Annotated in this window: 24 protein-coding genes; 17 read left to right on the top strand and 7 right to left on the bottom strand. The window is 56.2% G+C overall.

The window, feature by feature from the left end; translation table 11 throughout:
* The first annotated feature begins 3 nt into the window (after positions 1-3).
* Entirely contained in the window at positions 4-1173 is a 1170-nt protein-coding gene (gene lpxB / locus AB1S50_RS08630; protein WP_367150185.1) for a lipid-A-disaccharide synthase, read from the top strand.
* A gap of 4 nt (positions 1174-1177) precedes the next feature.
* Positions 1178-1804 carry a ribonuclease HII gene (gene rnhB / locus AB1S50_RS08625; protein WP_367150184.1) on the top strand — a complete coding sequence of 209 codons (627 nt, stop codon included), beginning with the start codon at positions 1178-1180 and terminating at the stop codon, positions 1802-1804.
* Between the two features lie 46 nt (positions 1805-1850).
* Here the strand turns inward: rnhB and AB1S50_RS08620 are convergent, their stop codons facing one another.
* Together AB1S50_RS08620 and AB1S50_RS08615 are read right to left on the bottom strand one after the other, a co-directional pair.
* Complete coding sequence (locus tag AB1S50_RS08620) at positions 1851-3113, bottom strand: HlyC/CorC family transporter (RefSeq protein ID WP_455363742.1); 1263 nt, start codon at positions 3111-3113, stop codon at positions 1851-1853.
* 91 nt (positions 3114-3204) lie between these two features.
* Positions 3205-4005 carry a cytochrome C assembly family protein gene (locus AB1S50_RS08615; RefSeq protein ID WP_367150183.1) on the bottom strand — a complete coding sequence of 267 codons (801 nt, stop codon included), beginning with the start codon at positions 4003-4005 and terminating at the stop codon, positions 3205-3207.
* A gap of 280 nt (positions 4006-4285) precedes the next feature.
* Here AB1S50_RS08615 and ffh point away from each other — a divergent pair, with 280 nt between their 5' ends.
* The 14 genes from ffh to lysS all read left to right on the top strand — a co-directional run bounded on the left by ffh (position 4286) and on the right by lysS (position 18871).
* Entirely contained in the window at positions 4286-5701 is a 1416-nt protein-coding gene (gene ffh / locus AB1S50_RS08610) for a signal recognition particle protein (protein WP_367150182.1), read from the top strand.
* Between the two features lie 154 nt (positions 5702-5855).
* Entirely contained in the window at positions 5856-6095 is a 240-nt protein-coding gene (rpsP, locus tag AB1S50_RS08605) for a 30S ribosomal protein S16 (RefSeq protein WP_367150181.1), read from the top strand.
* A 28-nt stretch (positions 6096-6123) separates the two neighbouring features.
* Positions 6124-6663 carry a ribosome maturation factor RimM gene (gene rimM, locus AB1S50_RS08600; protein ID WP_367150180.1) on the top strand — a complete coding sequence of 180 codons (540 nt, stop codon included), beginning with the start codon at positions 6124-6126 and terminating at the stop codon, positions 6661-6663.
* A gap of 4 nt (positions 6664-6667) precedes the next feature.
* On the top strand, positions 6668-7441 hold the full coding sequence (gene trmD, locus AB1S50_RS08595) for a tRNA (guanosine(37)-N1)-methyltransferase TrmD (RefSeq protein WP_367150179.1): 774 nt from the start codon (positions 6668-6670) through the stop codon (positions 7439-7441).
* A 101-nt stretch (positions 7442-7542) separates the two neighbouring features.
* Positions 7543-7893, top strand: a complete 351-nt coding sequence (rplS, locus tag AB1S50_RS08590) for a 50S ribosomal protein L19 (RefSeq protein WP_367150177.1) — start codon at positions 7543-7545, stop codon at positions 7891-7893.
* A 349-nt stretch (positions 7894-8242) separates the two neighbouring features.
* Positions 8243-8989, top strand: a complete 747-nt coding sequence (locus tag AB1S50_RS08585; protein WP_367150175.1) for a DsbC family protein — start codon at positions 8243-8245, stop codon at positions 8987-8989.
* Positions 8990-9442: 453 nt separating this feature from the next.
* Positions 9443-10768, top strand: coding sequence for a homoserine dehydrogenase (locus AB1S50_RS08580; protein ID WP_367150230.1), 1326 nt, complete (start codon positions 9443-9445; stop codon positions 10766-10768).
* A 69-nt stretch (positions 10769-10837) separates the two neighbouring features.
* On the top strand, positions 10838-12226 hold the full coding sequence (gene thrC / locus AB1S50_RS08575; RefSeq protein ID WP_367150174.1) for a threonine synthase: 1389 nt from the start codon (positions 10838-10840) through the stop codon (positions 12224-12226).
* Between the two features lie 25 nt (positions 12227-12251).
* Positions 12252-13976: a single-stranded-DNA-specific exonuclease RecJ gene (gene recJ, locus AB1S50_RS08570; protein WP_367150173.1), complete on the top strand. Its 1725-nt coding sequence runs from the start codon at positions 12252-12254 to the stop codon at positions 13974-13976.
* 63 nt (positions 13977-14039) lie between these two features.
* Positions 14040-14951, top strand: a complete 912-nt coding sequence (locus tag AB1S50_RS08565) for a DMT family transporter (protein WP_367150172.1) — start codon at positions 14040-14042, stop codon at positions 14949-14951.
* A complete protein-coding gene (locus AB1S50_RS08560) occupies positions 14952-15587 on the top strand; it encodes a LysE family translocator (protein WP_367150171.1) in 636 nt (211 codons plus the stop codon).
* A 44-nt stretch (positions 15588-15631) separates the two neighbouring features.
* Complete coding sequence (locus AB1S50_RS08555; RefSeq protein ID WP_367150169.1) at positions 15632-16093, top strand: hypothetical protein; 462 nt, start codon at positions 15632-15634, stop codon at positions 16091-16093.
* Between the two features lie 120 nt (positions 16094-16213).
* Positions 16214-17309 (top strand): peptide chain release factor 2 gene (gene prfB, locus AB1S50_RS08550; protein ID WP_367150168.1). Its coding sequence is split into 2 segments (ribosomal slippage): positions 16214-16285 and positions 16287-17309, totalling 1095 coding nucleotides; the frame shifts between segments, so codons are not numbered across the junction.
* A 68-nt stretch (positions 17310-17377) separates the two neighbouring features.
* Positions 17378-18871: a lysine--tRNA ligase gene (gene lysS / locus AB1S50_RS08545; RefSeq protein WP_367150167.1), complete on the top strand. Its 1494-nt coding sequence runs from the start codon at positions 17378-17380 to the stop codon at positions 18869-18871.
* Positions 18872-19946: 1075 nt separating this feature from the next.
* Here the strand turns inward: lysS and AB1S50_RS08540 are convergent.
* The 3 genes from AB1S50_RS08540 to AB1S50_RS08530 all read right to left on the bottom strand — a co-directional run bounded on the left by AB1S50_RS08540 (position 19947) and on the right by AB1S50_RS08530 (position 23679).
* Entirely contained in the window at positions 19947-21116 is a 1170-nt protein-coding gene (locus AB1S50_RS08540) for a M20/M25/M40 family metallo-hydrolase (RefSeq protein WP_367150165.1), read from the bottom strand.
* An 813-nt stretch (positions 21117-21929) separates the two neighbouring features.
* Positions 21930-22511, bottom strand: coding sequence for a cytochrome b/b6 domain-containing protein (locus AB1S50_RS08535; protein WP_367150163.1), 582 nt, complete (start codon positions 22509-22511; stop codon positions 21930-21932).
* A 673-nt stretch (positions 22512-23184) separates the two neighbouring features.
* Positions 23185-23679, bottom strand: a complete 495-nt coding sequence (locus AB1S50_RS08530; protein WP_367150161.1) for a lactoylglutathione lyase family protein — start codon at positions 23677-23679, stop codon at positions 23185-23187.
* 412 nt (positions 23680-24091) lie between these two features.
* Here AB1S50_RS08530 and AB1S50_RS08525 point away from each other — a divergent pair, with 412 nt between their 5' ends.
* On the top strand, positions 24092-24760 hold the full coding sequence (locus AB1S50_RS08525) for a flavodoxin family protein (RefSeq protein ID WP_367150159.1): 669 nt from the start codon (positions 24092-24094) through the stop codon (positions 24758-24760).
* 243 nt (positions 24761-25003) lie between these two features.
* Here AB1S50_RS08525 and AB1S50_RS08520 read toward each other — a convergent pair whose 3' ends face one another.
* Positions 25004-25543 (bottom strand): Dps family protein, encoded by a 540-nt coding sequence (locus tag AB1S50_RS08520; RefSeq protein WP_367150158.1) that lies wholly within the window; start codon positions 25541-25543, stop codon positions 25004-25006.
* Positions 25544-25722: 179 nt separating this feature from the next.
* A complete protein-coding gene (locus AB1S50_RS08515; RefSeq protein WP_367150157.1) occupies positions 25723-26796 on the bottom strand; it encodes an IS630 family transposase in 1074 nt (357 codons plus the stop codon).
* Between the last annotated feature and the right edge of the window lie 167 nt (positions 26797-26963).

Below are 26963 nucleotides of genomic sequence, written 5' to 3'. Positions count from 1 at the left end.
CCCATGAGTGGAGCTGGCGACACCTTGCGTATCGGTATGGTAGCCGGTGAGGCTTCCGGTGACATTCTCGGTGCCGGACTGATCGCTGCCCTGCAGCGGCGCTTTGCCCGGGTAGAGGTGCGAGGGATAGCGGGGCCGCGCATGCTGGAGCTGGGTGCGGAGACACTGTTTCCCATGGAGCGCCTGTCGGTGATGGGGTTGGTGGAGCCGCTGAAGCGTCTGCCGGAGCTGCTCAGGATTCGCCGTTCACTGCGCGAGCAGTTTCTCGCCGACCCTCCGGATGTGTTTGTGGGTATCGATTCGCCGGACTTCAATCTCTCCCTGGAGAGGTCGCTGAAATCAGCGGGAATTCCCACTGTCCACTATGTGAGCCCGTCGGTTTGGGCCTGGCGTGCCGGGCGCATCAAAAAAATCTCCCGCGCCGTCGATCATATGCTGACACTGCTGCCCTTTGAGGCGGATTTTTACCGCCAGCATAAGGTACCGGTGACCTTTGTCGGCCACCCTTTGGCCGATGACATACCTTTACACGTGGACGCGGCGGTGGCGAAGCGCGAACTGGGTTTTGCCGTCGATGATAAACTGATTGCCCTGTTGCCGGGCAGCCGCGGCGGTGAGGTGCGTCTGCTGGGACCGCTGTTTTTGCGCAGCGCCCGCTGGTGCCACCAGCGGCGGCCGGAGTTGAAGTTCGTGATGCCCGCCGCCAGTGAACAGCGCTACCAGGAGCTGGCCGCGCAGCTGGAAGCGTTTGCAGATCTGCCGGTGACGCTGCTTCGGGGTCAGTCGCACAAGGCACTGGCGGCGGCGGATAATATATTGATCGCCTCCGGTACTGCCACCCTGGAAGCCCTGCTGCTAAAGAAACCCATGGTGGTGGCCTACAAGATGGCCCGCTTGTCCCACGCTATTTTCTCCCGGATGCTGCACACCGATTGGGTGGCATTGCCGAATCTCCTGGCACAGCGTGAGCTGGTGCCCGAAATATTGCAGGAGAACGCCACCGCTGAAAATCTCGGCGCCGCATTGCTGAATTATTTTGACGATCCGCTGTTGTGCGATCAGCTGCAGCGGGAGTTTGACGACCTTCACCAGCAGCTGCGTCGCGATGCCTCCAGCCGCGCGGCTCAGGCGCTGTGCCAGTTGGTTGATCGAGGCAGTCAAAAGGACAACTGAGGAAATGGCTGTTCAATCCTGTGTATTGGGTCCGGGTCCCTACGAGTGCGCCTATGGTGGCACTTTGCTCGCCGGTGTCGATGAGGTGGGTCGTGGGCCACTGGCAGGGGATGTGGTCGCGGCGGCAGTTGTGCTCGATCCGGACAGGCCTATCGAAGGGCTTGCGGATTCGAAAAAACTGAGTGAAAAAAAGCGCGAGCAACTGTTTGAGCTGATCGGTGAGCGTGCCCTCAGTTTTGCCGTAGCGCGGGCGTCGGTGGCGGAGATTGACCGGCTCAACATATTGCACGCGAGCCTGCTGGCGATGCGGCGTGCAGTAGAGCAGTTGGATACTCAGCCCGAGTATGTGCTGGTGGACGGGAATCGCAAGCCGGACTGGTCCTACCCGTGCGAGACAGTGGTGAAAGGTGATAGCCGGGTGGCGGCCATCGCCGCCGCCTCGATTCTGGCTAAGGTGACCCGCGACCGGGAGATGATCACCCTGGACGATCAATATCCGGGATATGGTCTGGCGGGGCATAAAGGCTACCCAACCAGAGCGCACCGGGAGGCGCTGAAGCGCCTGGGCCCCAGCCCCATTCACCGGCGCAGCTTCGCTCCCGTCAGGCAGTTGCTTGCGGATCCCGCCTGACTGCTGTTGCCGGCTGGTCTGGCCGGCCACCGGCGAAAAGGGTCCCTCAGGGATTTATTTTTCTGACCAGCGCCCGCGTAATCCGCTTGTCTGAGACCTCTTCTATCTCCACCAGATAATTGAGAATGTAAAAACAGATATTGCCGTCGGGAATACTTTCTAGGTGCTCAACCGCGAGGCCGTTGAAGGTTTTGGGGCCTTCGGTGGGCAGTTCCCAGCCCAGGGTGCGGTTGATATCGCGAATGGAAGTGCCCCCCTGGATCGCATACCAGCCACCGCCCCGGGAGGCGATTTCCTCACTCTCACCGGACGGGGGGCTGACGGTAAAGTCGCCGACAATCTCCTCCAGCAGGTCCTCGAGGGTTACGATACCCATCACCTCCCCATACTCGTCCACAACCAGCGCCATGCGCCGCTTGCTGTTCTGGAAGTTCATCAGCAGCGTCGGCAGCGGTGTGGCCTCGGGGACGAAATAGGGTTCATCGGTATAGCGCTTGAGTTCCTCTGCAGCAAAGGCCGTCGGGCCTTTGCGCAGAAATTGCGTCGCTCGCCGCAGATGCAGAATGCCCACTACACGATTGATATCCCCCTCGAATACCGGCAGGCGGGTGTAATCACTGTCCGCCAGTTGTTGCAGGATTTCCTCGGCACTATCCTGCAAATCCACACCGGCCACATCGTTGCGGGGGATCATGATGTCCTCTACCGTCGCCTGATCCAGGTCCAGCACGTTGAGCAGCATACCTTTGTGCCTGCTGGGTAGCAGGGCACCGGACTCAAACACCACAGTTCTCAACTCCTCCGGGGCCAGGTGCTCCACATCCTGGGCCGCTGTTGCCTCAACCCCCACCAGGCGGGCCAGTCCGTTGGAAATTCCACCGACCAGTAACACCAGTGGGGTCAGCAGCCACTGCAGCGGGCGCAGAATCAGCGACGCTGGAAATGCGACCTTTTCCGGATGCAGAGCGGCGATGGTTTTGGGCGTGACTTCAGCGAACACCAGCAGCACCAGGGTCAGGACAATGGTGGTGAGGATTTCTCCGTAGAGGTGGGCGAACACCGATCCGACAATCACTGACACCAGAACATTGACCAGGTTATTGCCGATAAGAATGGAGCCGATCAGTTTGTCGGGGCGCTCGAGCAGTTGTGCGGCCCGCCTGGCCCCACGGTGTCCGCTCCTGGCCCTGTGTTTCAGGCGATAGCGGTTCAGCGCCATCATGCTGGTTTCGGAGCTAGAGAAGAAGGCAGAAATGACGATCAGTAGGGCCAGCAGACTGAATAACAGACCCGGGGGCATCTCGTTCAAGGGAGAACTCTAGTTATTGGCAGATGGAAATAGTGAAACAGATTTCCTGTCACCGCAAGTATGCCGGCGACATGGGTGGGGGTGTGCAATCTCAGCCGCGCTGCAGAATGACCTCGAGCACCAGTTTGCTGCCAAAATACGCCAGCAGCAGCGCCGCGAAAGCGGACAGCGCCCAGCGCACCGCGGTGTTGCCGCGCCAGCCCAGCCGCCAGTGCCCCCACAACAGGATGCTGTACAGCAGCCAGGCCAGTATGGACAGTGCTGTCTTGTGAACCAGGTGCTGGGCAAAGAGGTCGTCGACGAACAGGAAGCCGGTGACAAGGGATGCAGTAAGCAACAACTGGCCAAAGGTGATCAGGCCGAACAGCAGCGACTCCATGGTCTGCAGGGGCGGCAGCCGCCGGGTGATCAGGCCCGGGTTGTGATTGTGCAACTGCTGGTTGACGTAGTGGAGATAGATGGCCTGCAGGGTAGCGATGGTCAGTAGTGAGTAGGCACAGATGGACAGCAGCGCGTGCACGGCCAGTCCCGCCGACAGCTGGTGGCGCACTGCGGCTGCGCCCCAGGGGTGGCCGGAGACAAACTCGGTCAGCGCACCGACGGGCGCCAGCACCAGGATCAGCAATTGCAGGGGATTGCGGATGGCCAGGATGAGAATTAGCAGGTTGACTGTCCAGGCCACCAGCGAAAGCATTGCCAGCAGGTCGAAACGGTATCCGGACGGGTCGGCCAGGGTGGTGACCAGGGAGCAGCCGTGCAGGGCTACAGCCCCCGCAAGCAGGGCCAGCAGCAGCACTTTATTCGGCCTGATGTGCGGCTTAAGGCTCAGTGCGGCCACTGCGGCAGTGGCCAGGTACAAAGCGATTGCCGTCCAGTGGGCAAAAGTCGCCATCGATGATTCCGTATCCGGTTGCTTTAGGGCCAGCCCGGTTAGTGTGAACAGGCCCTGGCTTGGCAGTGTGGCACAGCGCGCCGAAGCTGGGAAGACTGTCCGTGCTTGCGCAGCGGCGCCCGACATCGGGCCCATTTCCCCGCCAGATAGCGCTGCGACCCCCGTGTTCAGCAGGCCGCCACTCTACGCTATACTGCCGCGCTTCGGAACCCCGGCGCAACCCGGAAACCCGGTGTGGTGAGCGCGGTCGAATCAATATGAAAGGGATCAAGACGTAGCTATGTTCGACAACCTGAGCGACCGCCTGTCAGGGGCGTTGAAAAAAGTCACCGGCAAGGCGCGGCTGACCGACGAAAACATCCGCGATACCCTGCGCGAAGTCCGCAAGGCGCTGCTGGAGGCGGATGTGGCCCTGCCGGTGGTCAAGACGTTTGTACAGCAGGTGCGCACCGCGGCGGTGGGGCAGAAGGTCGGCAAGGCGCTGAACCCCGGCCAGCAGTTCGTCAAGCTGGTGCAGGATGAACTGGTCACGGTGATGGGAGAGGCGGCAGTCCCACTCAACCTGTCCTCCCAGCCACCGGCAGTCATTCTGATGGCGGGCCTGCAGGGGGCCGGTAAAACCACCACTGCGGCCAAATTGGCCAGCTATCTGCAGACCCGCGAGAAAAAGAAAGTGATGATGGTCAGTGCGGACGTATACCGCCCTGCGGCCATTGAGCAGCTGGCGACCCTGGCGGATGAGGTCGGCGCGCTGCTGTACCCCTCGGCTCCCGAGCAGAAACCGCTGGATATCGCCCGGGGTGCCGTCGACGCCGCGCGCAAGCAGTTTGCCGATGTACTGATCGTGGATACCGCGGGCCGCCTAGCCATAGATCAGGAATTGATGGACGAGATCAGCCAGTTGCACAGCGCACTGGATCCGGCCGAGACCCTGTTCGTCATCGACGCCATGATCGGCCAGGATGCGGTGAACACCGCGAGTGCGTTTAACGATGCCCTGCCGCTGACCGGTGTCATCCTCACCAAGGTCGACGGCGATGCCCGCGGCGGTGCGGCCTTGTCGGTGCGCCATGTGACCGGCAAGCCGATCAAGTTTGTCGGTGTCGGCGAGAAAGTCGATGCCCTGGAAGCCTTCCACCCGGACCGAATTGCCTCCCGTATTCTCGGTATGGGTGACATTCTGTCGCTGATCGAAGAGGCGGAGCAGAAGATCGATCGGGCCAAGGCGGAAAAGCTGGTCAAGAAGGTGCAGAAGGGCAGGGGCTTTGACCTGGAGGATCTGCGCGATCAGTTGCAGCAAATGCAGAATATGGGGGGCTTGGGTTCCCTGCTGGACAAAATGCCCGGTATGGGCAACATGGCGCAGATGGCGCAGCAGGCGGACATGGGCAAAGAGTTCAAGCGCATGGACGCCATCATCGGGTCCATGACAGTGGCCGAGCGGCGCAACCCGGATCTTCTCAACGGTTCCCGCAAGCGCCGCATTACAGCCGGTTCCGGCACCCAGATCCAGGATCTGAACCGCCTGCTGAAGCAGCACAAGCAGATGGGCAAGATGATGAAAAAGCTCAAGGGCGGCGGCATGGGCAAGTTGATGCGCGGCATGGGCGGTATGCCGGGCATGGGCGGTTTGCCTGGCGCCGGTGGTGCGGGTGGCATGCCCGGTGGCCTGCCGCCGGGTTTTCGCAAGAAATGAGGGGTAAGCGCAGGGCGTCGATGGGGCGCTTTTGGACGCTATACAAAGCCCGGGCATTCCATTAGAATACGCCGCCTTTCAGCCGGGTCGGCTGTCCGCTTGATGTGTGGATCACAGTGCGGCAGTCCGATGTGTGAACATACAGGAAAGCTACATGGTAACCATTCGTTTGGCTCGTGGTGGCGCTAAGAAGCGCCCGTTTTATCACCTGACCGTTACCGACAGTCGCAACGCCCGCGACGGTCGTTTTATTGAGCGTGTCGGTTTCTTCAATCCGATTGCCCGTGGTCAGGAAGAGCGTCTGCGTGTAGATCGTGAGCGTGTCGACTACTGGGTAGGCCAGGGTGCACAGGTATCCGATCGCGTTTCCAAGCTGCTGAAAGAATCCGCATAGGCACGGCTTGCGGACAAAGAGTGCGTCTGTGGTGCAAAAGGGGCCGGATTCAGCCGGGCTGGTCACCGTTGGACGCATAACCTCGGTCTACGGTGTGCGCGGCTGGGTGAAAATCCAGTCCTTTACGGAGCCGATGGATAATGTCCTGCAGTTTTCGCGTTGGTTTCTGCGTGGGGACGGGGATTGGGAGAGACTCCACATCGATGCCTGCCGGCGTCACGGCAAGGGGCTGATCGCGCATATTGAGGGTATCGATGACCGCGATTCGGCGGCGCGTTTTTGCCAGCGGGATATCGCCGTCATCAATTCGGACCTGCCGCAGCTGGGCGAAGGCGAGTACTACTGGCACCAGCTGGAGGGAATGCGTGTGATCAGCGCATTTGGCGGTGGTGAATACGAGTTTGGCAGGGTGTTCCGATTGATGGAAACCGGTGCCAACGATGTTCTGGTGGTGCGCGGCGGCAGTGATCGGCGCGAGCGCCTGATCCCTTATCTGCCGGGTGACTTTGTGACTGATATCGACCTGGAAGCCGGTGTGATCACCGTGGACTGGGATCCGGAATTTTGAACTGATGGCGGCTAAGCGAATCGCGCTGGTCACAATCTTTCCGGAGATGTTCGCCGCTTTGACCGATTATGGTATCAGCGGTCGCGCGGTGAGGGATGGCCTGCTGGAAGTGCGCTGTTGGAATCCACGGGACTTCACCAGTGACCGGCACCGGACCGTGGACGACCGGCCCTACGGTGGCGGTCCGGGGATGGTCATGCTCGCAGAGCCGCTGTTCCGGGCATTGAGTGAGGCCCGCACCTGGGCAGAGGAGGGGGGAGCCGGAGCGCGGACCATCTATCTCTCGCCCCAGGGGCGGCAACTGGACCAGGGTGGTGTCGGAGAGCTGGCGCAGGCTGGCAATCTGGTTTTGCTGGCCGGTCGCTATGAAGGGATCGACGAGCGCATCGCGGGCCTGCTGATAGATCAGGAGTGGTCCATCGGCGACTATGTGCTGACTGGCGGGGAACTTGCCGCCATGGTGGTGGTGGATGCCATTACCCGCTTGATTCCCGGCGCGCTCGGTCATGACCGGTCGGCCGTGGAGGACTCCTTTGCGCAGGGGTTGCTGGATTGCCCGCACTACACCCGCCCGGAGGAATACCGGGGCAGCAAGGTGCCGGATGTCCTGCTTTCCGGCAACCACGAAGAAATTCGCCGCTGGCGCCTGAAGCAGGCACTGGCGCGCACCCAGCACCGCCGCCCGGATTTGCTGCAGCGGCTGGAGCTGGATGACGAGCAGCGCGAGCTGCTGGATGAAATCCGGCGGCAAGGCGCCGCACAGGACGATGACCGCTGAGCCCGCTGGGCGGTCGAGAACAGGTCGGACTCGCCGGGAGGCGGGAGAGGTCCGGCGACCTAGCTGAGAAGCTACATAAACTGAATTTGGGAGTCTTCCAAATGACCAATAAACTGATTCAGAACCTGGAACAGGAACAGCTGAAAAAAGAAATTCCCGCCTTTGCCCCGGGTGACACTGTCGTTGTCCAGGTAAAAGTAAAGGAAGGTAACCGCGAGCGCCTGCAGGCGTTTGAAGGTGTCGTTATAGGCCGTCGCAACCGGGGCCTGAACTCTTCGTTTACCGTGCGTAAGATCTCTCACGGCGTCGGTGTCGAGCGCACCTTTCAGACCCACAGCCCACTGGTGGAAACTATTACTGTCAAACGTCGCGGGGATGTGCGTCAGGCCAAGCTGTACTATCTGCGCAATCTTACCGGTAAAGCGGCGCGTATTAAGGAAAAACTCAAATAAGACTGGCATTGCTGGTCAAAAAAGCCGGAGCATTATTGCTCCGGCTTTTTTTTGTTCGCGGGAAAACTGCGGGCTGCCAAAAGGTGGATGGCGCTCAGCACACCCGCGAGGGTGGGCGTTTTGGTCGTATATTGTCAGACAGGGAGGTGCCTTGTCTCCGGGTCTGTGACACAGGTCCTACACTTAGCTGTCGAGTTGCGGGCGGCGCTGGTGCTTTGGAGGAGAATGGGGTAAAAAGGCGCTGGGCCCGCCATCGGCGGGCAATTGCCGCCAACCGGTTTGCTACTGGCGGGAACCGGTCCGAGACCTGCAAGTCGAAACCAGGGAGCAGAACAAGGAGCAATTGGGAATGACTTATTTCAACAAACCGCTGGTGCTGGTTGGTGCACTACTGGCACTGGTAGCAGCCGGTGCCAATGCACAGGTGGACGCGAAAGTGGCCGAGACCATCAAGGCTCGCCTCTCCGCCAGTAACCCTCAAGCCACCTATGGCGAAGTTCGCCAGAGCCCCATCCCCGGGCTCTATGAAGTGGAAGTTTCTGGGAGCACGCTGTTTGTGTCCGCGGATGGCAGTCATTTCGTTTATGGTGATCTCTATCGCGTCGACAACGCCGGTGTCGTCAACCTTTCCGAAGAGAATCGTGCCAAACAGCGGGCGCGGGTGATGGAAGAGCAGGATATTGACGACATGATCGTGTTTTCCCCCGAGAAGGGTGAGACCAAAGCGCATATCTTCGTGTTTACCGACGTGGAATGCGGATACTGTCGCAAACTGCACAATGACGTACCGGAGCTGAACAAACTTGGTATCGAGGTGCGCTATCTCGCCTTTCCGCGCGCGGGCCTGGACTCTCTCGGCTACCGCAAACTCGCCACCGCCTGGTGCGCCAAGGATCCCAACGGTACCCTGACGGCGCTGAAGAATCGTGAGAATGTGCCCTTAGAAGTATGCGACGACAATCCGGTGGCGGCCCAATACAAGTTGGGCGGTGAGGCCATCAAGGTTCGCGGCACGCCCACCATAGTGTTGGAAGACGGTACATTGATCCCCGGCTACCAGCCACCGGAACTGTTGAGCAAGGGACTCGGGATCTGAAGCTTTTTCCCTTGTTAACCCGACAATCCAATTGATGGTCCCTCATCCGTTGGATTGCGGCCCTTGAAAACCTGCGCAATCAAGCGGATGGGCTTGAGCCGGCCTTCGCCCAGAGACGCTACATCCCTGTTCCGCATTGACCCGGCAACTGGTTTGCCGGGTCAATAGCGTTTATGCCCGGCGGGTTTGTGTGACCCGCCGGGCCCCTCCATTCCTTTTCCCGCCTGACTGACTGCGATCGTCGCGCAATTTAATTGGTCTTTTGCCCTCTGCCTCGGTAAGACTGTCGTCGCTTTTTCGTTTTTGTTACTATTTGTTGCCCTGGCGCCGGGTCTGAATTCGGCGATAGTGTAATCCCGGGAAGGCCGGGTACCGCCGCCGAATGGGTGGCCAGCAGCGCGGAGGAGTCTAGTGAGCGCAGCCATCGAACAAGCTGTTAAAGAATCACAGGAGATCCCGGCGGACAGCCGCCGTCGTCCGGTGCGCGTTGGCATTTGTGGCCTTGGCACCGTGGGCAGCGGTACGGTAAATGTCATGGCGCGCAATGGCGAGGGGATCGCCGCCCGTTGCGGCCGCCCGGTGGAAATCGTGCAGATAGGTGCCCGCCGTGACAATCCCGACTGTGACACCAGCGCCTTGAATGTCACCCGGGAAATCTTCGATGTTGCCAGCAATCCGGAGGTGGACGTGCTGGTGGAGCTGATCGGTGGCACTACGGTAGCGCGTGAGTTGGTACTTGCCGCTATTGCCAATGGCAAGCATGTGGTCACCGCCAACAAAGCGCTGATCGCCGAGTTTGGCAATGAATTGTTTGCCGCCGCTGCGGAGCGGGGGGTGTCTATTGCCTATGAGGCGTCCGTAGCCGGTGGTATTCCCATCATAAAATCCCTGCGCGAAGGGCTGGTGAGTAATCGTATCCAGTGGCTGGCGGGCATCATCAACGGTACCGGCAACTATATCCTGACCGAAATGCGCGACCAGGGCCGCAGCTTCAATGAGGCGCTGGCACAGGCGCAGGCATTGGGCTATGCGGAGGCGGACCCCACTTTCGATGTTGAAGGCGTCGACGCGGCCCACAAGCTGGTGATTATGGCCTCTCTGGCCTTTGCCATGCCGCTGCAATTCGACAAGGTATACACCGAGGGCATCAGTGGTATTGCCATCGAGGATATCCGCTATGCGGATGAACTCGGCTATCGTATCAAACACCTGGGTATTGCCCGCGCCACCGAGCATGGGATTGAACTGCGGGTTCATCCGACTCTGATTCCCCGGCGCCGCCTGATCGCCAATGTCGATGGCGTGATGAATGCGGTACTGGTACAGGGGGACGCCGTCGGCCCCACTATGTACTATGGTCCCGGAGCCGGCGCTGAGGCCACGGCCTCGGCCGTGATTGCCGATATCGTCGATCTGGCGCGCACCCTCGAAGCTGCACCCCACCAGCGGGTGCCCTCCGCCGGGGTGGCCCAGGGGGGCTGCAGAACTGAAGCCCGGGTGCCGCCCATGGAGGAGGTGGTCACCAGCTACTATGTGCGTATTTCCGCTCAGGACAAGCCGGGGGTGATGTCCCAGGTGGCACAAATCTGCAGTGATCAGGGCATTAGTATCGAGGCCCTGATCCAGCATGAACCACAGCCGGGCGAAACTTTGGTCCCGGTGGTGATACTCACCAGCCGCGCCAGGGAAGTGCGACTGAATCAAGCGGTGGCGAAGATCCAGGCCCTGGATAGTGTCCAGGGTGAAGTTGTGCGTATTCGCGTCGAAACCCTGGGCTGAGTCATTCCTACCCGCCCCCGCCGGTGTTCCGGTGGGAATTCCTGAACTGCCAGCAAAGCAGAGTAGACTGTGAAATTCATCAGCACCCGCGGCCGTGCGCCGTCCCTTTCTTTCTCCGACACTGTGCTCACCGGCCTGGCCAGTGACGGTGGCCTCTATGTGCCGGAAACCCTGCCGACATTCTCCAAGGAGGAGATTCGCGGGATGGCGGGACTTGAATATCGGGAACTGGCGGTGCGCATTATGCAGCCGTTTGTGGGCGAAGACCTCACTGAAGCTGAGTTGCGCGCTATCGTCCAGCGGGCCTACGACGGTTTTCGGCACGAGGCGATGGCGCCGCTGGTGCAGTCCGCCGCCGGTGAGTGGATACTGGAGTTGTTCCACGGACCCACCCTGGCATTCAAGGACTTCGCTCTGCAGTTTCTCGGGCAGCTGTTCGATCACCTGCTCAACAAGCGCGGTGAACGCGCAGTGGTGCTGGGTGCCACTTCGGGGGATACCGGCTCGGCGGCCATTGAGGGCTGTCGCCACTGTGACAATATCGATATTTTTATCCTCCACCCCCACAATCGGGTGTCGGAGGTACAGCGCCGGCAGATGACCACCGTGCTATCTGACAATGTGTTCAACATTGCCATTGAGGGCAACTTCGACGATTGCCAGAATATGGTCAAGGCCAGCTTCGCCGATCAGTCTTTCCTGCCCTCCGGGCGCCGGCTGGTGGCCGTCAACTCCATCAACTGGGCGCGCATCATGGCCCAGATCGTCTATTACTTTTACGCCGCGCTCAATCTCGGGGCGCCGGACCGAAGCGTTAATTTTTCCGTACCGACCGGTAATTTTGGTGATATCTATGCCGGTTACCTGGCCCGCCAAATGGGCCTGCCGGTCAACCAGTTGGTGATTGCCACCAATGCCAACGATATTTTGCACCGCTGCCTGAGTGACAATGACCTCTCGCCGAGGCCCCTGGTACACAGCCTGTCGCCGAGCATGGACATAATGGTATCCAGCAATTTTGAACGACTGCTGTTCGACCTCTATGATCGGGACGGCGCCGCGGTAGCGGCGCTGCTGGCTGATCGCAGTGCCGCGGTGCAACTGCCCCAGTCCGTTTTGCAGCGGGCGCAGCAGCTGTTTTCCTCCCACCGGGTCGATGACCAGCGTACCGTCAGCGTGATTCGGGAGTTCTATGAAGCCAACGGTTATCTGTTGGATCCGCATACCGCCATCGGTGTGGAGGCTGCGCGACAAGTGCGCCGCTCGCGGGAACAACCGATGGTTTGCCTCTCCACCGCGCACCCGGCAAAATTCTCCGCAGCCGTGGCCCAGGCACTGCCATCCCACCAGGTAGCACTGCCGTCGCACATGGAGGACCTGTTGCAGCGCGAGGAGCGCCTGGAGGTGCTGCCAGGGGATCTGGCGCTTGTACACCGATGGATAGCCGGGGCCCTCTGATTTCACAGTCCAAGATCGAGTGAAAATGAAAAGAATAATTCAACGACGGCCAGTGGACTTGTGCGCTGGCCGTTTTGCATCTGGCACCCCGCCGATTCTGCAGCGGATACTTCTCGGCCGCGGCGTCACCGGCGCGGAAGCGCTGGAACATAGCCTGGGAAAACTGCAGTCGCCCGGTGCGATGCGGGGCCTGGAAACCGCCGTGCAGCTGCTGGCCGGGGCAGTGAGGAAGCGGGAGAAGATCCTGATCGTCGGCGATTTTGACGCGGACGGTGCCACCAGCAGTGCATTGGGGGTGTTGGCACTGGGCGCCATGGGGGGGCAGGTGGAATTCCTGGTGCCCAACCGCTTTGACCATGGCTATGGTCTCAGCCCCGAAATCGTCGCGGTAGCCGGGGATTTTCAGCCGGACCTGCTGATTACCGTGGACAATGGCATCAGCAGTGTGGACGGTGTCGCTGCCGCCAAGGCGGCGGGTATGCAAGTCGTCATTACCGATCACCATTTGCCGGGGGAGCAGTTGCCCGCCGCGGATGCCATCGTTAACCCCAACCAGCCCGGCTGTGATTTTCCCAGCAAGCATCTGGCGGGGGTGGGGGTGATCTTTTACCTGATGAGCCGACTGCGCACCGCCCTGGAGGAGAGCGGTTGGTTCCGCGACAGCGGCATAGCGGTGCCCAATATGGCCGAGTATCTGGATCTGGTGGCACTGGGTACCGTCGCGGACCTGGTACCCCTGGATCACAACAACCGCATTCTCGTGCACCAGGGCATAGCGCGTATTCGCGCAGGCCGCTGCCGTCCGGGAATCAGCGCACTGATGGAAGTTGCCGGGCGCGATCAGCGCCGGCTGTGCAGCAGCGATATCGGCTTTGTACTTGGACCCCGCATCAACGCCGCCGGCCGCCTCGACGATATCGGTACCGGTATTCGCTGCCTGTTGACCGACGATCCCGGGGAAGCCCGCGCTCTGGCCGCGGAACTGGACGCTCTGAATCGCGACCGCAAAGCGATAGAGCAGGGCATGCAAAGGGAAGCCATGGCGGCGATGGAACAGTTGCGGCTCGAGGGGGAAATTCCCTGGAGTCTGTGTCTGCACGATTCGCGCTGGCACCAGGGCGTGGTGGGTATTCTGGCCGGCCGTATCAAAGACAAATTCCACCGTCCGGTAATTGCCTTTGCCGACGGGGACAATGGACTTATCAAGGGCTCGGCGCGCTCTATTCCCGGTTTGCATATTCGCGATGCCATCAGCGACGTAGTCGCCAGCAATCCGGGACTGGTCAGCAAATTCGGGGGCCATGCCATGGCTTCCGGGCTGAGTCTGCCGTTGCAGAATCTGGCGGAATTCCGCAACGCCTTCGAACAGGCCGTGCGCGACCGGCTGCATCCGTCGCAGCTGCAGGCCGTGCTCGAATCCGACGGCGAGCTGGAGGCGGCGGAGTTCAGCCTGGAAACCGCCGCGTTGCTTCGCAGCTGCGCACCCTGGGGACAGGCATTTCCCGAGCCACTGTTTGATGGGGATTTCCTGTTGCTGCAGCAGCGTATTGTCGGTGAGCGCCACCTGAAAATGGTGGTGGCTCCGCAGGCGGATCCGCAGTGCCCGCTGGACGCCATCGCCTTCAATGTGGACACTGAAGAGTGGCCGCGGGAGGCGAAGAAAGTTAAGCTGGCGTACAAGCTGGACATCAATGAATATCGCGGCCGCCGGTCGCTGCAACTGCTGGTGGACTATCTGGAGCCGGCCTAGCAACCTGCTGGGTCGCAACAGAGTCTTCCCGATCAACTTCCAGCCGTAACGGAAACCCAATCGATGAATCGCAACCAATTGCGGGCGGAGTTATTGCTGCTCGTGGCGGCCTTGTTGTGGGGGCTGGCCTTTGTACCGCAAAAAATCGCCATGGGGCATATGGAGCCTCTGGCATTCAATGCATGGCGTTTTATCCTCGGCGGTTTGCTGTTGATACCCATAGTCAGCTGGTTGTCATCGCGTCGCGACCAGCCAGCTGTGGCGACCGGTGGCCAAAGGCTTGAACGCGGCTGGTACGCCTGCCTGCCGGGTGGGGCAGTGCTGGGTTTTTGGTTGTTTTTGGGAGCGGCCCTGCAACAGGCCGGTCTGCTCTACACCACCGCCGGCCGCGCAGGCTTTATCACCGGTTTCTATTTGCTGCTGGTGCCGGTGATAGGTTTGTCGCTGGGCCACCGCACCAGCCGCTGGACCTGGGGGGGGATTGGCCTGGCTCTGCTGGGGCTATACCAGTTGGCCGATTTTAGTGAGAAGTCACAGCTGATCGGCGATCTCATGGTATTCGCCAGCGCATTTGTATTCGCGGTGCAGGTGCTGTCGGCAGACCACTTTGTGCGCCGGTATGATGCGCTGCGCCTGGCTTGTATCCAATTTCTGGTTTGTGGACTGCTGTCGGCAGTGGCTTCAGCGATTGCCGAAACCCCCGACCTGGGTTCGGCACTGGACGCGGCCTGGCCCATCGCCTACATGACGGTCTTCTCCACCGCCATAGCATTTACCTTCCAGCTGCTGGCACAGCGCCATGCGGCCCCATCCCACGCCACCGTCATCATGAGCCTCGAAGCTGTGTTTGCACTGGCGGCTGGCTGGCTGTTCCTGCACGAACTGCTGACGGTGCACGAGCTGCTTGGCTGTGCGTTGATGTTGGCTGGTATGCTGGTGAGCCACTACGGCAACCATTCGGGGACCCATCACTAAATGAGCGCAATCGATCTGTCGGTACTCGCGCTGTTCGTACCCACGTTTTTCTTCGTGTCGGCCACACCGGGCCTGTGCATGACCCTGGCGCTGACCATGGGCATGACGCTGGGTATACGCCGCACCTTGTGGATGATGCTGGGGGAGCTGGCGGGTGTGGCGCTGGTGGCGGTGGCCGCGGTTCTCGGCATCGCCGCGCTAATGCTCAAGTATCCCCAGGGGTTTCAATTATTCAAATATGCCGGGGGTGCCTATCTCGCCTGGCTGGGCATTCAGATGTGGCGCGCCCGCGGGCGTATGGTGATGGTGGCACCCGAGCAGGGGGGCGACAGGGAAGCACCCCCTCGGGCCGCTCTGGCTCTGCAGGGCTTTGTCACCGCCGTTGCCAATCCCAAGGGTTGGGCCTTCTTTGTGGCCCTTTTGCCACCCTTTATCAATGATCGTCTGCCCCTGTTGCCGCAACTGACAATATTGGTTGCTATCATCTTGCTATTGGAAACCGTCTGCATGATGATCTATGCGTGCGGTGGCAAAACACTTGGCCGCCTGCTGCAAAGCAGTGCCAATGTACGCTTGATCAACCGTGTGGCGGGTAGCCTGATGCTCACCGTCGGAGCCTGGCTGGCGCTTGGCTGAGGCGGGGACGCCGGCAGAGTGTGTATTCCCGGGGAGGAATTTTTATGGATAGACGTATCTGGTGGTACCTGCTGGTGGTGCTGGTCCTGATCAGTGGCTGTAAACAACCGGACGGTGAAGAGCCGCTTGAAGAGCCAATAGGGGAGGCGGCTGAAAGCATCGATAAGTCCGAGGCGACGGCGGCCCCGGCGGTTTCGCCGGAGCAAATGCTCTGGGTCTATCAGGCGCGGGGCAATCGCCAGTGCGAAGGGGGCGGCATATCCCTGGAGGAGAGTGCCGGCAAATTGACCGAAAATGGTATAGCGGTGCAGGAGTCCAGCTGCGGTGGTCGCACCGACAGACTGTATCCCTCTGTCTGTGGGGGGCCTACCGGCGATATTCTGCTGCACCTGATTCACCGGGATTCCCTGGACGCGTCGCTGGAGCTCGGTTTCGACCCGGTATCCCGGATAGAGTATCAGCGGCGCAGCTGTGCCCCCGCCGGCGCAAAGGGCGAGCGCTACTAAAGCTAGGCTGGGGAGGGCGCTGCACAGGCCGGCCCCCGCCCTGTTGGGTCAACTGGATTGAAGCGGGCGCGCTGGGGTAGAATGCGCGCCGCTTTTAGTTAGCTCGGAAGCCCGGAATCCATGGAAATCAATCCTCTACTGAACCAGTTGAAAGACCTCGAAGAGCGCACTGGCGTTCTCAGGGGGTATCTTTGACTATGCTGGCAAGAAAGAACGCCTGACCGAAGTCGAACTGGAACTGGCGGAGCCCAGTATATGGGATGATCCCGCCCGCGCTCAGGAACTTGGGCGCGAACGCGCTTCACTGGAAGTCGTTGTCAATACCATTGGAGCCCTGGACAGCGGCATTGCGGATTGCCGCGAACTGCTGGAAATGGCCGCCGAGGAGGACGATGAGGATTCCGTAAGCGACGTTGCGCAGGAACTTCAGCACCTGCAGGAGCAGCTGGGTGTACTGGAATTCCGCCGTATGTTCTCCGGCGACAACGATGCCAACAACGCGTATCTGGATATCCAGGCCGGTTCAGGCGGTACCGAAGCCCAGGACTGGGCGGAAATGTTACTGCGCATGTACCTGCGCTGGGGCGAAGCTCACGGTTTCAAGACCACCCTGGAAGAAGTCTCTGCCGGGGAAGTGGCGGGGATCAAAAGTGCCACCATCCATTTCTCCGGCGACCATGCCTTCGGCTGGCTGCGTACTGAAACCGGTGTGCACCGCCTGGTACGCAAATCGCCCTTCGATTCCGGCAATCGCCGCCACACTTCATTTAGCTCCGTATTCGTGGCGCCGGAAATCGACGACAACATCGAGATAGAGGTGGACAAATCCCAGGTGCGGGAAGATACCTACCGCGCTTCCGGTGCCGGCGGGCAGCATGTGAACAAAACCGATTCCGCCGTGCGCCTGACCCATATAGAAACCGGCATCGTCGTAGCCTGCCAGAGCGAACGCTCCCAGCACCAGAACCGGGACAAGGCCTGGAAAATGCTGCGCGCCAGACTCTACGAGCAGGAAATACTGAAACGCAATGCTGAAAAGCAGGCGATGGAAGACAGCAAGTCCGACATCGGCTGGGGCAGCCAGATCCGCTCCTATGTGCTGGATGACCAGCGCATCAAGGATCTGCGCACCGGGGTGCAGACCAGTAACTGCCAGGCGGTGCTGGATGGCGGACTGGACCAGTTTATTGAAGCCAGCCTCAAAGCCGGTCTCTGATCCAAATCTATTCCCAACCGGCCCTCGCATGAAAGAGAGGGCTGAAAACTCGCAAGCGAAAAAGCGCTATGACCGATACCCATACGCAGCAAGATGAAAACAAACTGATAGCCGAGCGCCGGACCAAATTGTCGGCCCTACGGGAGAAAGGCAATCCCTTTCCAAATGCCTTTCGTCGCGAAAATTTAGCGGCGGAACTGCAAACGGAATTTGGGGAAAAATCCAAGGAGGAGTTGCAGCAACTGGGCAAAGAGGTCTGTGTCGCTGGGCGCATACTCGCCAAACGGGGCCCCTTTATGGTGATCCAGGATGTGAGCGGGCGCATCCAGCTGTACGCAGACAAGGCGGCACAAAAGGAGATCAAAGAGCGTCACGGTGCCTGGGATATCGGTGATATTGTCGGCGTGCGCGGCCAGTTGCACAAATCCGGTAAAGGCGACCTCTATGTCACTTGCGAAGATTATCAGTTGCTGACCAAGGCGTTGCGTCCCCTGCCGGAAAAGTTTCACGGTATTGCCGATCAGGAATTGCGTTACCGCCAGCGTTATGTGGACTTGATAGCCACGCCGGAATCCCGTGAAGTTTTTCGCCTGCGTTCAATGATCATTGACTATATCCGCCAGTTTTTGAATCAGCACCATTTTATGGAGGTGGAGACGCCTATGCTGCAGGTGATTCCGGGTGGCGCTACGGCACGTCCGTTTATCACCCACCACAATGCGCTGGATATCGATATGTACCTGCGTATTGCACCAGAGCTGTACCTGAAACGCCTGGTTGTGGGCGGTTTCGAGCGCGTCTATGAGATCAACCGGAACTTCCGCAACGAGGGCCTCTCCACCCGCCATAATCCCGAATTCACCATGTTGGAGTTTTACCAGGCCTACGCCGATTACAACGACCTGATGGACCTTACGGAGGAAATGCTGCGCGGGATCTGTGAGGACGTGCTGGGCAGTGCCTCCGTTGAATACCAGGGAAGTTGCTATGACTTCGCCAAGCCGTTTGCGCGCTTGTCCGTGTTCGATTCCATCCTGCGGTACAACCCCGGCTTAAACCCGGGGGATATTGATAACCTGGAGAGTGCCAGCGCGGTCGCGGAAAAGCTTGGAATTCCGCTGAAAAGCAGCTGGGGACTGGGAAAAATACAGATCGAAATTTTTGAAAAAACTGTGGAGCACCGCCTCGATCAACCCACGTTTATCACCGAGTATCCGACCGAAGTTTCGCCCCTGGCAAGGCGCAATGACGAGAATCCATTCGTCACTGACCGCTTTGAGTTCTTTGTCGGTGGCCGGGAAATTGCCAACGGCTTTTCCGAATTGAACGATGCGGAGGACCAGGCGGAACGCTTCAAGGCCCAGGTCGCGGAGAAGGAGGCCGGTGATGACGAAGCCATGCACTACGATGCCGACTATATTCGCGCACTGGAATACGGTTTGCCGCCGACGGCCGGTGAAGGTATCGGTATCGACCGCCTGGTGATGTTGCTGACTGATTCGCCCTCCATCCGCGATGTGCTGTTGTTTCCGCATATGCGGCCGGAAACGGCGGAAATATGACCCTTGGTCAGACAGTTACAGATTATTCACCGGACTGCTAACCCGGCAATCCAGTAAATGACCCTTCCGCGACTGGATTGCCGCCCCCAACATCCATCTACGCCAGTCGGCTCGGAACCTGTCGGTCCGGGGGCTCGAGGCCCCCGGTAGCAGATACCTGGGAAAGCCTGTTGGCGAATTTAATGCTTTGGCCGAGAGCGACGTATCTATAGGTTTTAAAGCCGGATAGTGCAGGCAAATGATCGCAGGGGTTATCGGGCTCTGGTATTCCCAGTGGCCAATTTTTGCGCTGTTACTGTCGATAGATTGGCTATAGGCCGGCAGCTCTGATCGCCATAGTAGTCGTTGGAATAGTTACACTCCTCACAACGGATTGAGACATAGGTCTCTGTGGCAAAGAATCTATGGATCAAGGTAACAATGGTTTGCATCTTCCCCTCCAGCTAAATGCATTTGCAGCATAGTAGCGAGGGGAAGTCGGGGGCTGAAATAGTCTTTTTTATTCCAATAGATAGAAACAGGCTATTGATTGATTTTTCGTGATAGGTATAAGGCGGTTTGGACACTTCGGGCCCCGAGAAGGCTTGTAGGGTCCAAAAAAGCGGGATCGCTAGGGCCTGTTGACACTAACTGAGATAGTCCTGCTGCCACTGGTTTTGTGGCCTGCAAGGCAGGAATTGCGCTGTGTGGTGGGTCCACATGAGCAATTTCTAACGCCGCAGGGCGCGAAACCAGCGGCAGCCCTCCGGGTTGTGCCGGAAAAGGCGCCACTCTTCGTTGCTCGTCGCTCATTTGGAACAACCAAACTTCTCTCCTCTTGCCTCGATTGGCACCTTTTCTGTCACAACAGGGCCAACTCAGTTAGTGTCAACAGGCCCTAGTTACTTGGCCATTGATTGAATGGCCGGGGACAACAGTCATCATCGGGTCAATGGGAATATCCAGAGGCCATCACGTGCCTGGGGAGGGCCGTCACCGGGAGGTAACGCCATCCAGGGCTGTGAGGTAAGCGGTGGACTGCACACCTTCAACAGCGGCAGTCCCCGTAGATCAAGCTGCTGAAAACTGACTCAGTTTACCAGGCACTGGAATGCCGGCTGCCGCCGATACTGCCCTTGGCCAGCTCCGCAACGTAAGCTGCCGCCAACTTGCCGAACTTGACCGAATGGTTGGCATTTCCCCCACTATTGGCCAGGGTGTCGTTGATGGTATGGATGTAGCGGTTGTAGCCACTATTGTCAGCTTCAAACGGGTAGGATACGACAAAACCCTGATTGTGCCAGGACGCGTGATCTGAGCAGGCGTAACCACAGTTAACGTTACCGACACTTAAATGACTTTGGTAAGTCTGCACCAGATCTCTGAGAAAGGTATTTTGGGCACTATTGGTATAGTCGGTCGTCATGTAAATATCGCTGTTGGAGCCAAAGTAGTTGGTCATATCCAGCTGCAAGACCCCCACCACGTTCCTGCCCTGACTCCGGTAGTTACTGGCGATAGCGGCAGATCCTCTCAGACCCACCTCTTCAGCCGCATACCCCATAAATTTGAGGGTTTTGTCCGGCTGATAGCCTGTTGCCACTATGGCGTTGATGACATCGGTCAGCGTCGCGATTCCCGAGGCATCATCATCGGCTCCGGGGGCCCGGGTTCCCTCCCCGGTGCCAAACCCAGCCGTGGAATCCAGGTGTGCGCCCAGCACGACTATCTCGTCCGGCTGCACCTGCCCCTGAATGGTGAGGATCACCGAAGGTTGCGCCCAGCTGTGGCCATAGAGCTGCACTGAGGCATCGCTGCGGGAATTGGTCAACAACTGCCACTTATCCCTGATCCACTGTGCGCCGGCAACACCGGTCGAAGTGGTGTAAAAACGGTTGGTAAAGTTTGCAAGCGACTGTATGGTAGCGCGGATATTTGCCTCTGTGATCTGGCTTTGCAATGCGCTTACAGTAGCAGAGTTGTCTATCGTATAACTCGCGAGCCGGTTGGCCGCGGAGGGTGGCGGAGAAAGCTGCGCTGCCTGGGCCTCCGCAAGGGATTGATGCACCATAAAACCACCACAGCGATTGTGATTCTTGTGCATGATTGTGGAAATGCCGGACAGGTTGCTTTCGTCCACTTTGAGTATTGTAATGCCGTTGCGTTCTCCATGAGCCTCCAGCGCCTGCCGGGCTATAAATTCAGGCTTTTCCCTAAGAGTCTGGTAACCGTCGCTACCGATGGTTATCCATAGTTCCTGCGCCAATAATGCTCCGGGGGTTACAAAAGAAACTACTAACAGTGTACAAATTATTTTTTTCATTACTCTCTCCAGTGTAAAAGTTACTCCCTACGCAAATCGTTGTTTTTAAAACTACTCAGATTGGATAACGCCTGTAAAAACTGATAAAACAGCGATACAAGACATCAAAAATATTTAAATAATAATAAGCTGAACAAATTTGGAGGTTCGACCTGGAACAAAGCTATTCTTTCGGCCATCCAGATTTATTTTTATTATTTAAACGCTTGGCCGCGTTGGGAAATAAGCTAGTGTTAGCCATCCGGTTGGCTGGCAGGGCAAACACTAGCATAGCTAAAATAAGACTGAAACAATACGAGTTTGGTTTGTGATATGATTGTCAGAACTTTTCCTAATTAAAATTTCTATATACTAATACAGAATCGCATATGAATATATAGCAACCAGTAAGAAGCTGTTTTCTCCTTTAAATTGAATGGTAAAAAGAAAGAATAGACACGTCCAAGAACTGATCTCTATCGACTCCTGCTATAAAAAACAGAGAGCAGTAGGAAGTTTGAATTTTACGCTTAGAAAATCAACGCTTCTGCACAGTTTTTCACCCATACAGCGAATACTATTATAGTTGACTGTATTAATTAGTTGGAAAGTTTTAATTGATTAAAGTTAATCAAATCAAGAGTAACAGTTAACCTTTTTGTTCACAGTTAGCATTTGATATTTTTAGTTTATATTGGCAGATAAAAACAGTAAATATAAAAATTGAAGATTTTTTTTGAAATTTCAAGGTTTTTAGTATTTACTGCTTTCCATTTACTAGGATGGGGTGTCAATAGCATCTCTCTTCAGATAGTTTGAGGTTATATGAATTACCCCGAGTAGTCCATGGCCAACAATATAAGCCTCAATTAACCCGGTTAACATCTCGTGAATTTCTCTGAATGTATCAGAAAAAGACACATCAGTAAGCCAAAGAATAAACCAAATGCAACCAGAGGTGGCAACACATAGGATTGCGCCGAAACCAAGACCTTGAACTATTGCAGCTAAACCTCCCGGAGCGGATTCAGGTAACTCTGCTTTCTTTAACCTGTTTATATCCGATTTCAGCTGGTGGAAATTACCACTAAAGTAGGGAAAAAAATAAAGAAAACCTCGTCTATTCAGTTCTACGGTGACAAAAATAAAAGATAACCCCAGAACCAGCAGGCCGACACCTATATGAAGCCAGGTGGAAAAATACTCAACTACATTCTGACCAATGGTCCCATCGGCGTTGATTTCCATAAAATTACTGATCACTATCTGTAAAATTACCAAAACTACTAAAGAAAAATGTAGGTATTTGGTAACAGGTGAAAATTTACTGTCAAAATAACTGCCAACAAACCTAAACATGCAAATCAATCTCATTTTCAGTAAATAAAAGGTCATTTAACAAGATAGCTAATCTCATGATTGGGCAATTGTACAGCTTGGGCCTGATGAAATAAATAGAATTAATTCCTACAATTCGATAATTGGTATTATAAAAAAGCGCCAATCGCTTTGAGCTTAAAATATTTATCCAATCTGGTGGGTCAATTTTTCAATGCTTCATTTAATCCTGGGAACGGTAGCTATTGCATGTCTTAGCTTCCTCAGAAAAATACGTGTTTTTAAAATATCTGAAGAACCAGTAATATCAATCAACTTGGGAAACTGACTCTGATTCGATACCGTGAAAGGAAGTATTTATCGTATAGCTGCTTGTTGAACTGCAGCGCTAATTTCGTTTTGCGTGATTTTGTATTACCGTGCAATAGATTTTTTAAGAAGATTCGCGATAAAAATTCGTGATCCGATAGGATAAAAAATTGCGCTGTTGCCACCTTGCAGATTATATTCCTTCAGACTTGAGGACTGACTCCTAAATACAGTAATTATAGCGGACTGTCATGACTGTAATATAGATTCAGGCCGGCTGAACGAAATATTCAGTAATGTGCGTCTTCAATCATCATGTCGTATACCGTTCGGACGATAAAAACAACTAGATGAACTACGGGTGGCAAATTGAGAATCGATTACTCTAATAGGCGCCCTGAGAATAGGTGAGTTCATAGCTATGCGAATACACTTCAAAGATCAAGCCAAAAGGATCCTCTACATAGCACATTCTATAGGGTTTTTCCCCGGGATAGTATTCCCGGATCGGCATCCGCTGTTTACCTCCATGAGCCACTATAGATTCCACCAGTGTTTCTATATCCGGGTCCTGGATACAAAAATGAAAGGTGCTCGTCTTCCAATACTCAAATGCTTCCGGCTTCTCGTTATTCAAAAATTCAAACATTTCGATGCCGATTTTATCACCGGTTGACATATGGGCAATTCTGAAGGACTTCCAGCCAGTACCGAATACATCAATGCACATCTTTCCTATTGCTGTCTTATTTTCCTCGTCGATAACGGTGGGCTTCATGATCAAATACCAACCCATTACTTGGCTGTAGAAGTCAACAGCTCTATCCACATCGGGAACGGAGATTCCTATATGTGAAAAAGTCCTCGGGTAGCTGCCCATGGTGTCTCTCCCTGATAAAAATAAACTCTGCCGGGTTGGCACTTCCTTTAAACATAAATAGTGGATATTCCCGCCTTAAAAAGCGCTCACAAGTCAACGATATTTTTAACGCTAATGGAACTGATTCATCTATTTTATACCCTGGTCGAAATATTGCATTGCTTTGGGTAAATAAATATTTAAATCCATATTTGTCTACGTCAATGTGCTGCTCAAAGATTGACCAGCCCTGTTGCGGGCAATTAGTTTCTGCGGCCTTCATTGTGAAAATTGGTGGCATTAGCTGTCAGGTAGCTGACTGGCCTGGGTGATTCAAAGAAGTTCCATTGACAAAACACTTCAATATATCGAATCATCCTTATCAAACGAGAGCCCATAGCAAGTGACTTTCATTCAATCCAGGGAGGAGTCTGTGAAACTCAAGGCGCTATTTATCAACTGTACCCTCAAAAAATCTCCGGAAATTTCAAATACAGAGGCGCTAATCAACAAAGTCGCAGATCTCATGACGCCAATGGGCGTTGAGTGTGAGACGCTCCGCTTGGTCGACTACAGAATTGAATATGGCGTTGAATCCGACATGGGGAACGGAGATGAATGGCCCAGGATTTATGACAAGATCAAGCAAGCCGACATACTGGTGCCGTCGATGCCCATATGGATGGGCGTCAGGGCATCGCCTTGCCAGTTAATGTGTGAGCGCTTGGATGGCTCCTACCGGGATCTTGATCCCAAAACTGGCCAGTATCCACTGTATGGCAAGGTGGTGGGTGTTATCGTTACCGGGAATGAGGATGGCGCTCACGATTGTTGCGCCACCACACTCTACAATTTCACCCACTACGGATGTACTGTTCCGCCAAATGCCGATTGCTATTGGGTCGGTGATGCCGGGCCGGGGCCAAGTTATATCGAGCAGGGGCAGGGACATCTCTATACAAATCGCACAGCTCGCTTTCTTGCGAGTAGTACCGTTTGGATGGCCAGGATGCTCAAACAGCATGGGCCGATCGAAACCAATCTGATTCAACTTACCGAAGAGGCGCAAAAGGTTAGTACAGACACTGCGCCAGCAGGCTGAAACTGGGGGGCAGGTCAGGTGTCTTGATAGACCTGGGGAGGCGCGGGGAACTGGCTGTACCTATGTCACCTGACGCCAGGCAATGGTCAATATACTGCCTACTTTGCAGCATAATACCGTCTAAGGATTTGGGCTACCCTTATCTAATCCGGTATCTTTCCACTTGACAGCGCTAATTCCTCTGAATTGACCATAATTCCGTCGTATGGATATGCTTGTGACACTCAGGGGGTAACGTCAGGCCTAGTGCCGGACCGAGCCAGGGCTGCGGCTTGCCTCGAACAAAAACCAGGTACGTCTTTCGGCCTGGTCGATAAATTCCTCCAGGAGGCTGGTGGTTGCCACATCGTGTTGATCGCTGCAGAGTTTGTGCACCTCGCGCATGCGAGCGATCATTGCCTGATTGTCCTCGCGCAATTCTGCCAGCATATCCTGTGGATCCACATACTCAGCGTCGTTATCAGAAGAGCGCTGTAGTTTGGCGATATGGCCAATAGAGCGAAGCGTAGAGCCACCCAGCTTGCGCACCCGCTCGGCTAATATGTCGGTCATACCAAAAATTTCATCCGCCTGTTCATCAAACAGCAGGTGGTAATCGCGGAAGTGCGGACCGCTTACATGCCAATGGAAATTCTTGGTTTTGACAAACAGGGCGAAAGTATCTGCCAGCAGTAAATTGACAGCAGCGCTAATATCAATGCGAGCACTTTCGCCTAAATCGGTCGGAGTATTCAGCAGAGCATGCTCTTTGGTGCGCAGTGCTTCTATTGCCGTCTTCCTCATGGCAAACCTCACAGGAACAGCGATCAGGGATGGAAACCGTATGGCAGAAATAGATGCCACCTAGGCTCAAGATTAGACGCAAGTGACCTGACTGGCCATTCAGCAGCCACTGCCGGCTCTCAAGCTGGACTAAAAGTGTTGTGCATGACCAGGCCTCACTCCTCTAGCGGGCCATGCGGTTAATTAGGTGACACATTTTTGGCTCGCCGCACTGAAGCCAGTATCGTGTCGGCGCTCTTTGTCCATTTAAATGGTTTGGCAAGATCGCGGTTATGAACACGAATAAATCGCTGCAGCTCGGCCTTCAAGTCCGCCACGTCGGTAAATATGCCTCGGTAAAGAGCCCGCCGTTCGAGCTGCGCAAACCATCCTTCGACGGCGTTCAACCAGGAGGCACTTGTGGGCGTGAAATGGAAATGAATTCTCGGCTGGTTGGCTACCCACTCTGTGACTTCTTTGGTTTTGTGAGCGCTGAGGTTATCCAGTACAATGTGCAACTCCTTGTCTTTCGGTGTCTGCCGCTCGACCTGTTTCAGAAAGGCAAGAAATTCCTTGGAACGCGATCTTTTCTCGACGCGACCAATCACTTCGCCAGTCAGAATATTGAAGGCCGCAAAGAGCGCCGCCGTTCCATTGCGCTTGTAATCGTGGGTGCGACTTCCAATGCGCCCCGGGGCAAGTGGAAGCCCTGGTTGAGTGCGATCGAGTGCCTGGATCTGGGTTTTCTCATCGACACACAGTACCAAGGCATTGTCCGGCGGGTCCATATACAAACCAACGATATCCACCACTTTCTCGGCAAACTGCGGGTCATTGCTGATCTTGAAGGTTCTGAGTCGGTGTGGTTTCAAATCTGCAGCGTTCCAGATTTGCCTAACCTGCCATGTGGTAACACCGGCGTACTTCGCCATCAACGAGACACTCCAGTGAGTGGACTCATGAGGAATGCGGCTCGTCGTCAATGTGAGAACACGGTTCACAATCTCGGCGTCAATTACCGACGGTCGCCCTGGCCTTGCCTGGTCAAGCAAACCCTCCGGGCCCGATTCGATAAAGCGCTTCTTCCACTTGTGAACTGTCTTGCGAGACACGCGCTGGGCCGCAGCCACGTCCATCACTGGCATGCCCTCCGACAGCGCCAGAATAATCTTCGCTCGAGTAATTTGACCCTGCTGAAGCGAGGTGCTGCGAATCCAGCTTTCCAGGGTCGCTGCATCATGAGCGGTAATTGTAAAAACGTCAGGAGTATCCATGGGGCAAGTATACGTGAAATCAAATCACGTAACCTTATTTTCCGCATAGCCCACTAGGGCCAAGGGGGTTAATCACATCCTCCCGCAGCAGTTCACCAGGATGCGGAGGGTTTGCCATCATGGCGGTAGCTCCTCTAATGGTAATCAACATAATTGACCAGCTCGAC

This window comes from Microbulbifer discodermiae (assembly GCF_040742695.1).
Taxonomy (GTDB): Bacteria; Pseudomonadota; Gammaproteobacteria; order Pseudomonadales; family Cellvibrionaceae; genus Microbulbifer.
This window is presented reverse-complemented; position numbering and strand designations above follow the sequence as displayed.

Coding starts and splice junctions, on each gene's coding strand:
- trmD (WP_367150179.1), top strand. CDS start 6,668: ATGGCGGCTAAGCGAATCGCGCTGGTCACAATCTTTCCGGAGATGTTC.
- ffh (WP_367150182.1), top strand. CDS start 4,286: ATGTTCGACAACCTGAGCGACCGCCTGTCAGGGGCGTTGAAAAAAGTC.
- AB1S50_RS08520 (WP_367150158.1), bottom strand. CDS start 25,543: ATGAGGAAGACGGCAATAGAAGCACTGCGCACCAAAGAGCATGCTCTG.
- AB1S50_RS08615 (WP_367150183.1), bottom strand. CDS start 4,005: ATGGCGACTTTTGCCCACTGGACGGCAATCGCTTTGTACCTGGCCACT.
- AB1S50_RS08515 (WP_367150157.1), bottom strand. CDS start 26,796: ATGGATACTCCTGACGTTTTTACAATTACCGCTCATGATGCAGCGACC.
- recJ (WP_367150173.1), top strand. CDS start 12,252: ATGAAAAGAATAATTCAACGACGGCCAGTGGACTTGTGCGCTGGCCGT.
- AB1S50_RS08530 (WP_367150161.1), bottom strand. CDS start 23,679: ATGGGCAGCTACCCGAGGACTTTTTCACATATAGGAATCTCCGTTCCC.
- rplS (WP_367150177.1), top strand. CDS start 7,543: ATGACCAATAAACTGATTCAGAACCTGGAACAGGAACAGCTGAAAAAA.
- lpxB (WP_367150185.1), top strand. CDS start 4: ATGAGTGGAGCTGGCGACACCTTGCGTATCGGTATGGTAGCCGGTGAG.
- AB1S50_RS08535 (WP_367150163.1), bottom strand. CDS start 22,511: ATGTTTAGGTTTGTTGGCAGTTATTTTGACAGTAAATTTTCACCTGTT.
- rpsP (WP_367150181.1), top strand. CDS start 5,856: ATGGTAACCATTCGTTTGGCTCGTGGTGGCGCTAAGAAGCGCCCGTTT.
- AB1S50_RS08555 (WP_367150169.1), top strand. CDS start 15,632: ATGGATAGACGTATCTGGTGGTACCTGCTGGTGGTGCTGGTCCTGATC.
- rnhB (WP_367150184.1), top strand. CDS start 1,178: ATGGCTGTTCAATCCTGTGTATTGGGTCCGGGTCCCTACGAGTGCGCC.
- AB1S50_RS08565 (WP_367150172.1), top strand. CDS start 14,040: ATGAATCGCAACCAATTGCGGGCGGAGTTATTGCTGCTCGTGGCGGCC.
- lysS (WP_367150167.1), top strand. CDS start 17,378: ATGACCGATACCCATACGCAGCAAGATGAAAACAAACTGATAGCCGAG.
- AB1S50_RS08585 (WP_367150175.1), top strand. CDS start 8,243: ATGACTTATTTCAACAAACCGCTGGTGCTGGTTGGTGCACTACTGGCA.
- AB1S50_RS08560 (WP_367150171.1), top strand. CDS start 14,952: ATGAGCGCAATCGATCTGTCGGTACTCGCGCTGTTCGTACCCACGTTT.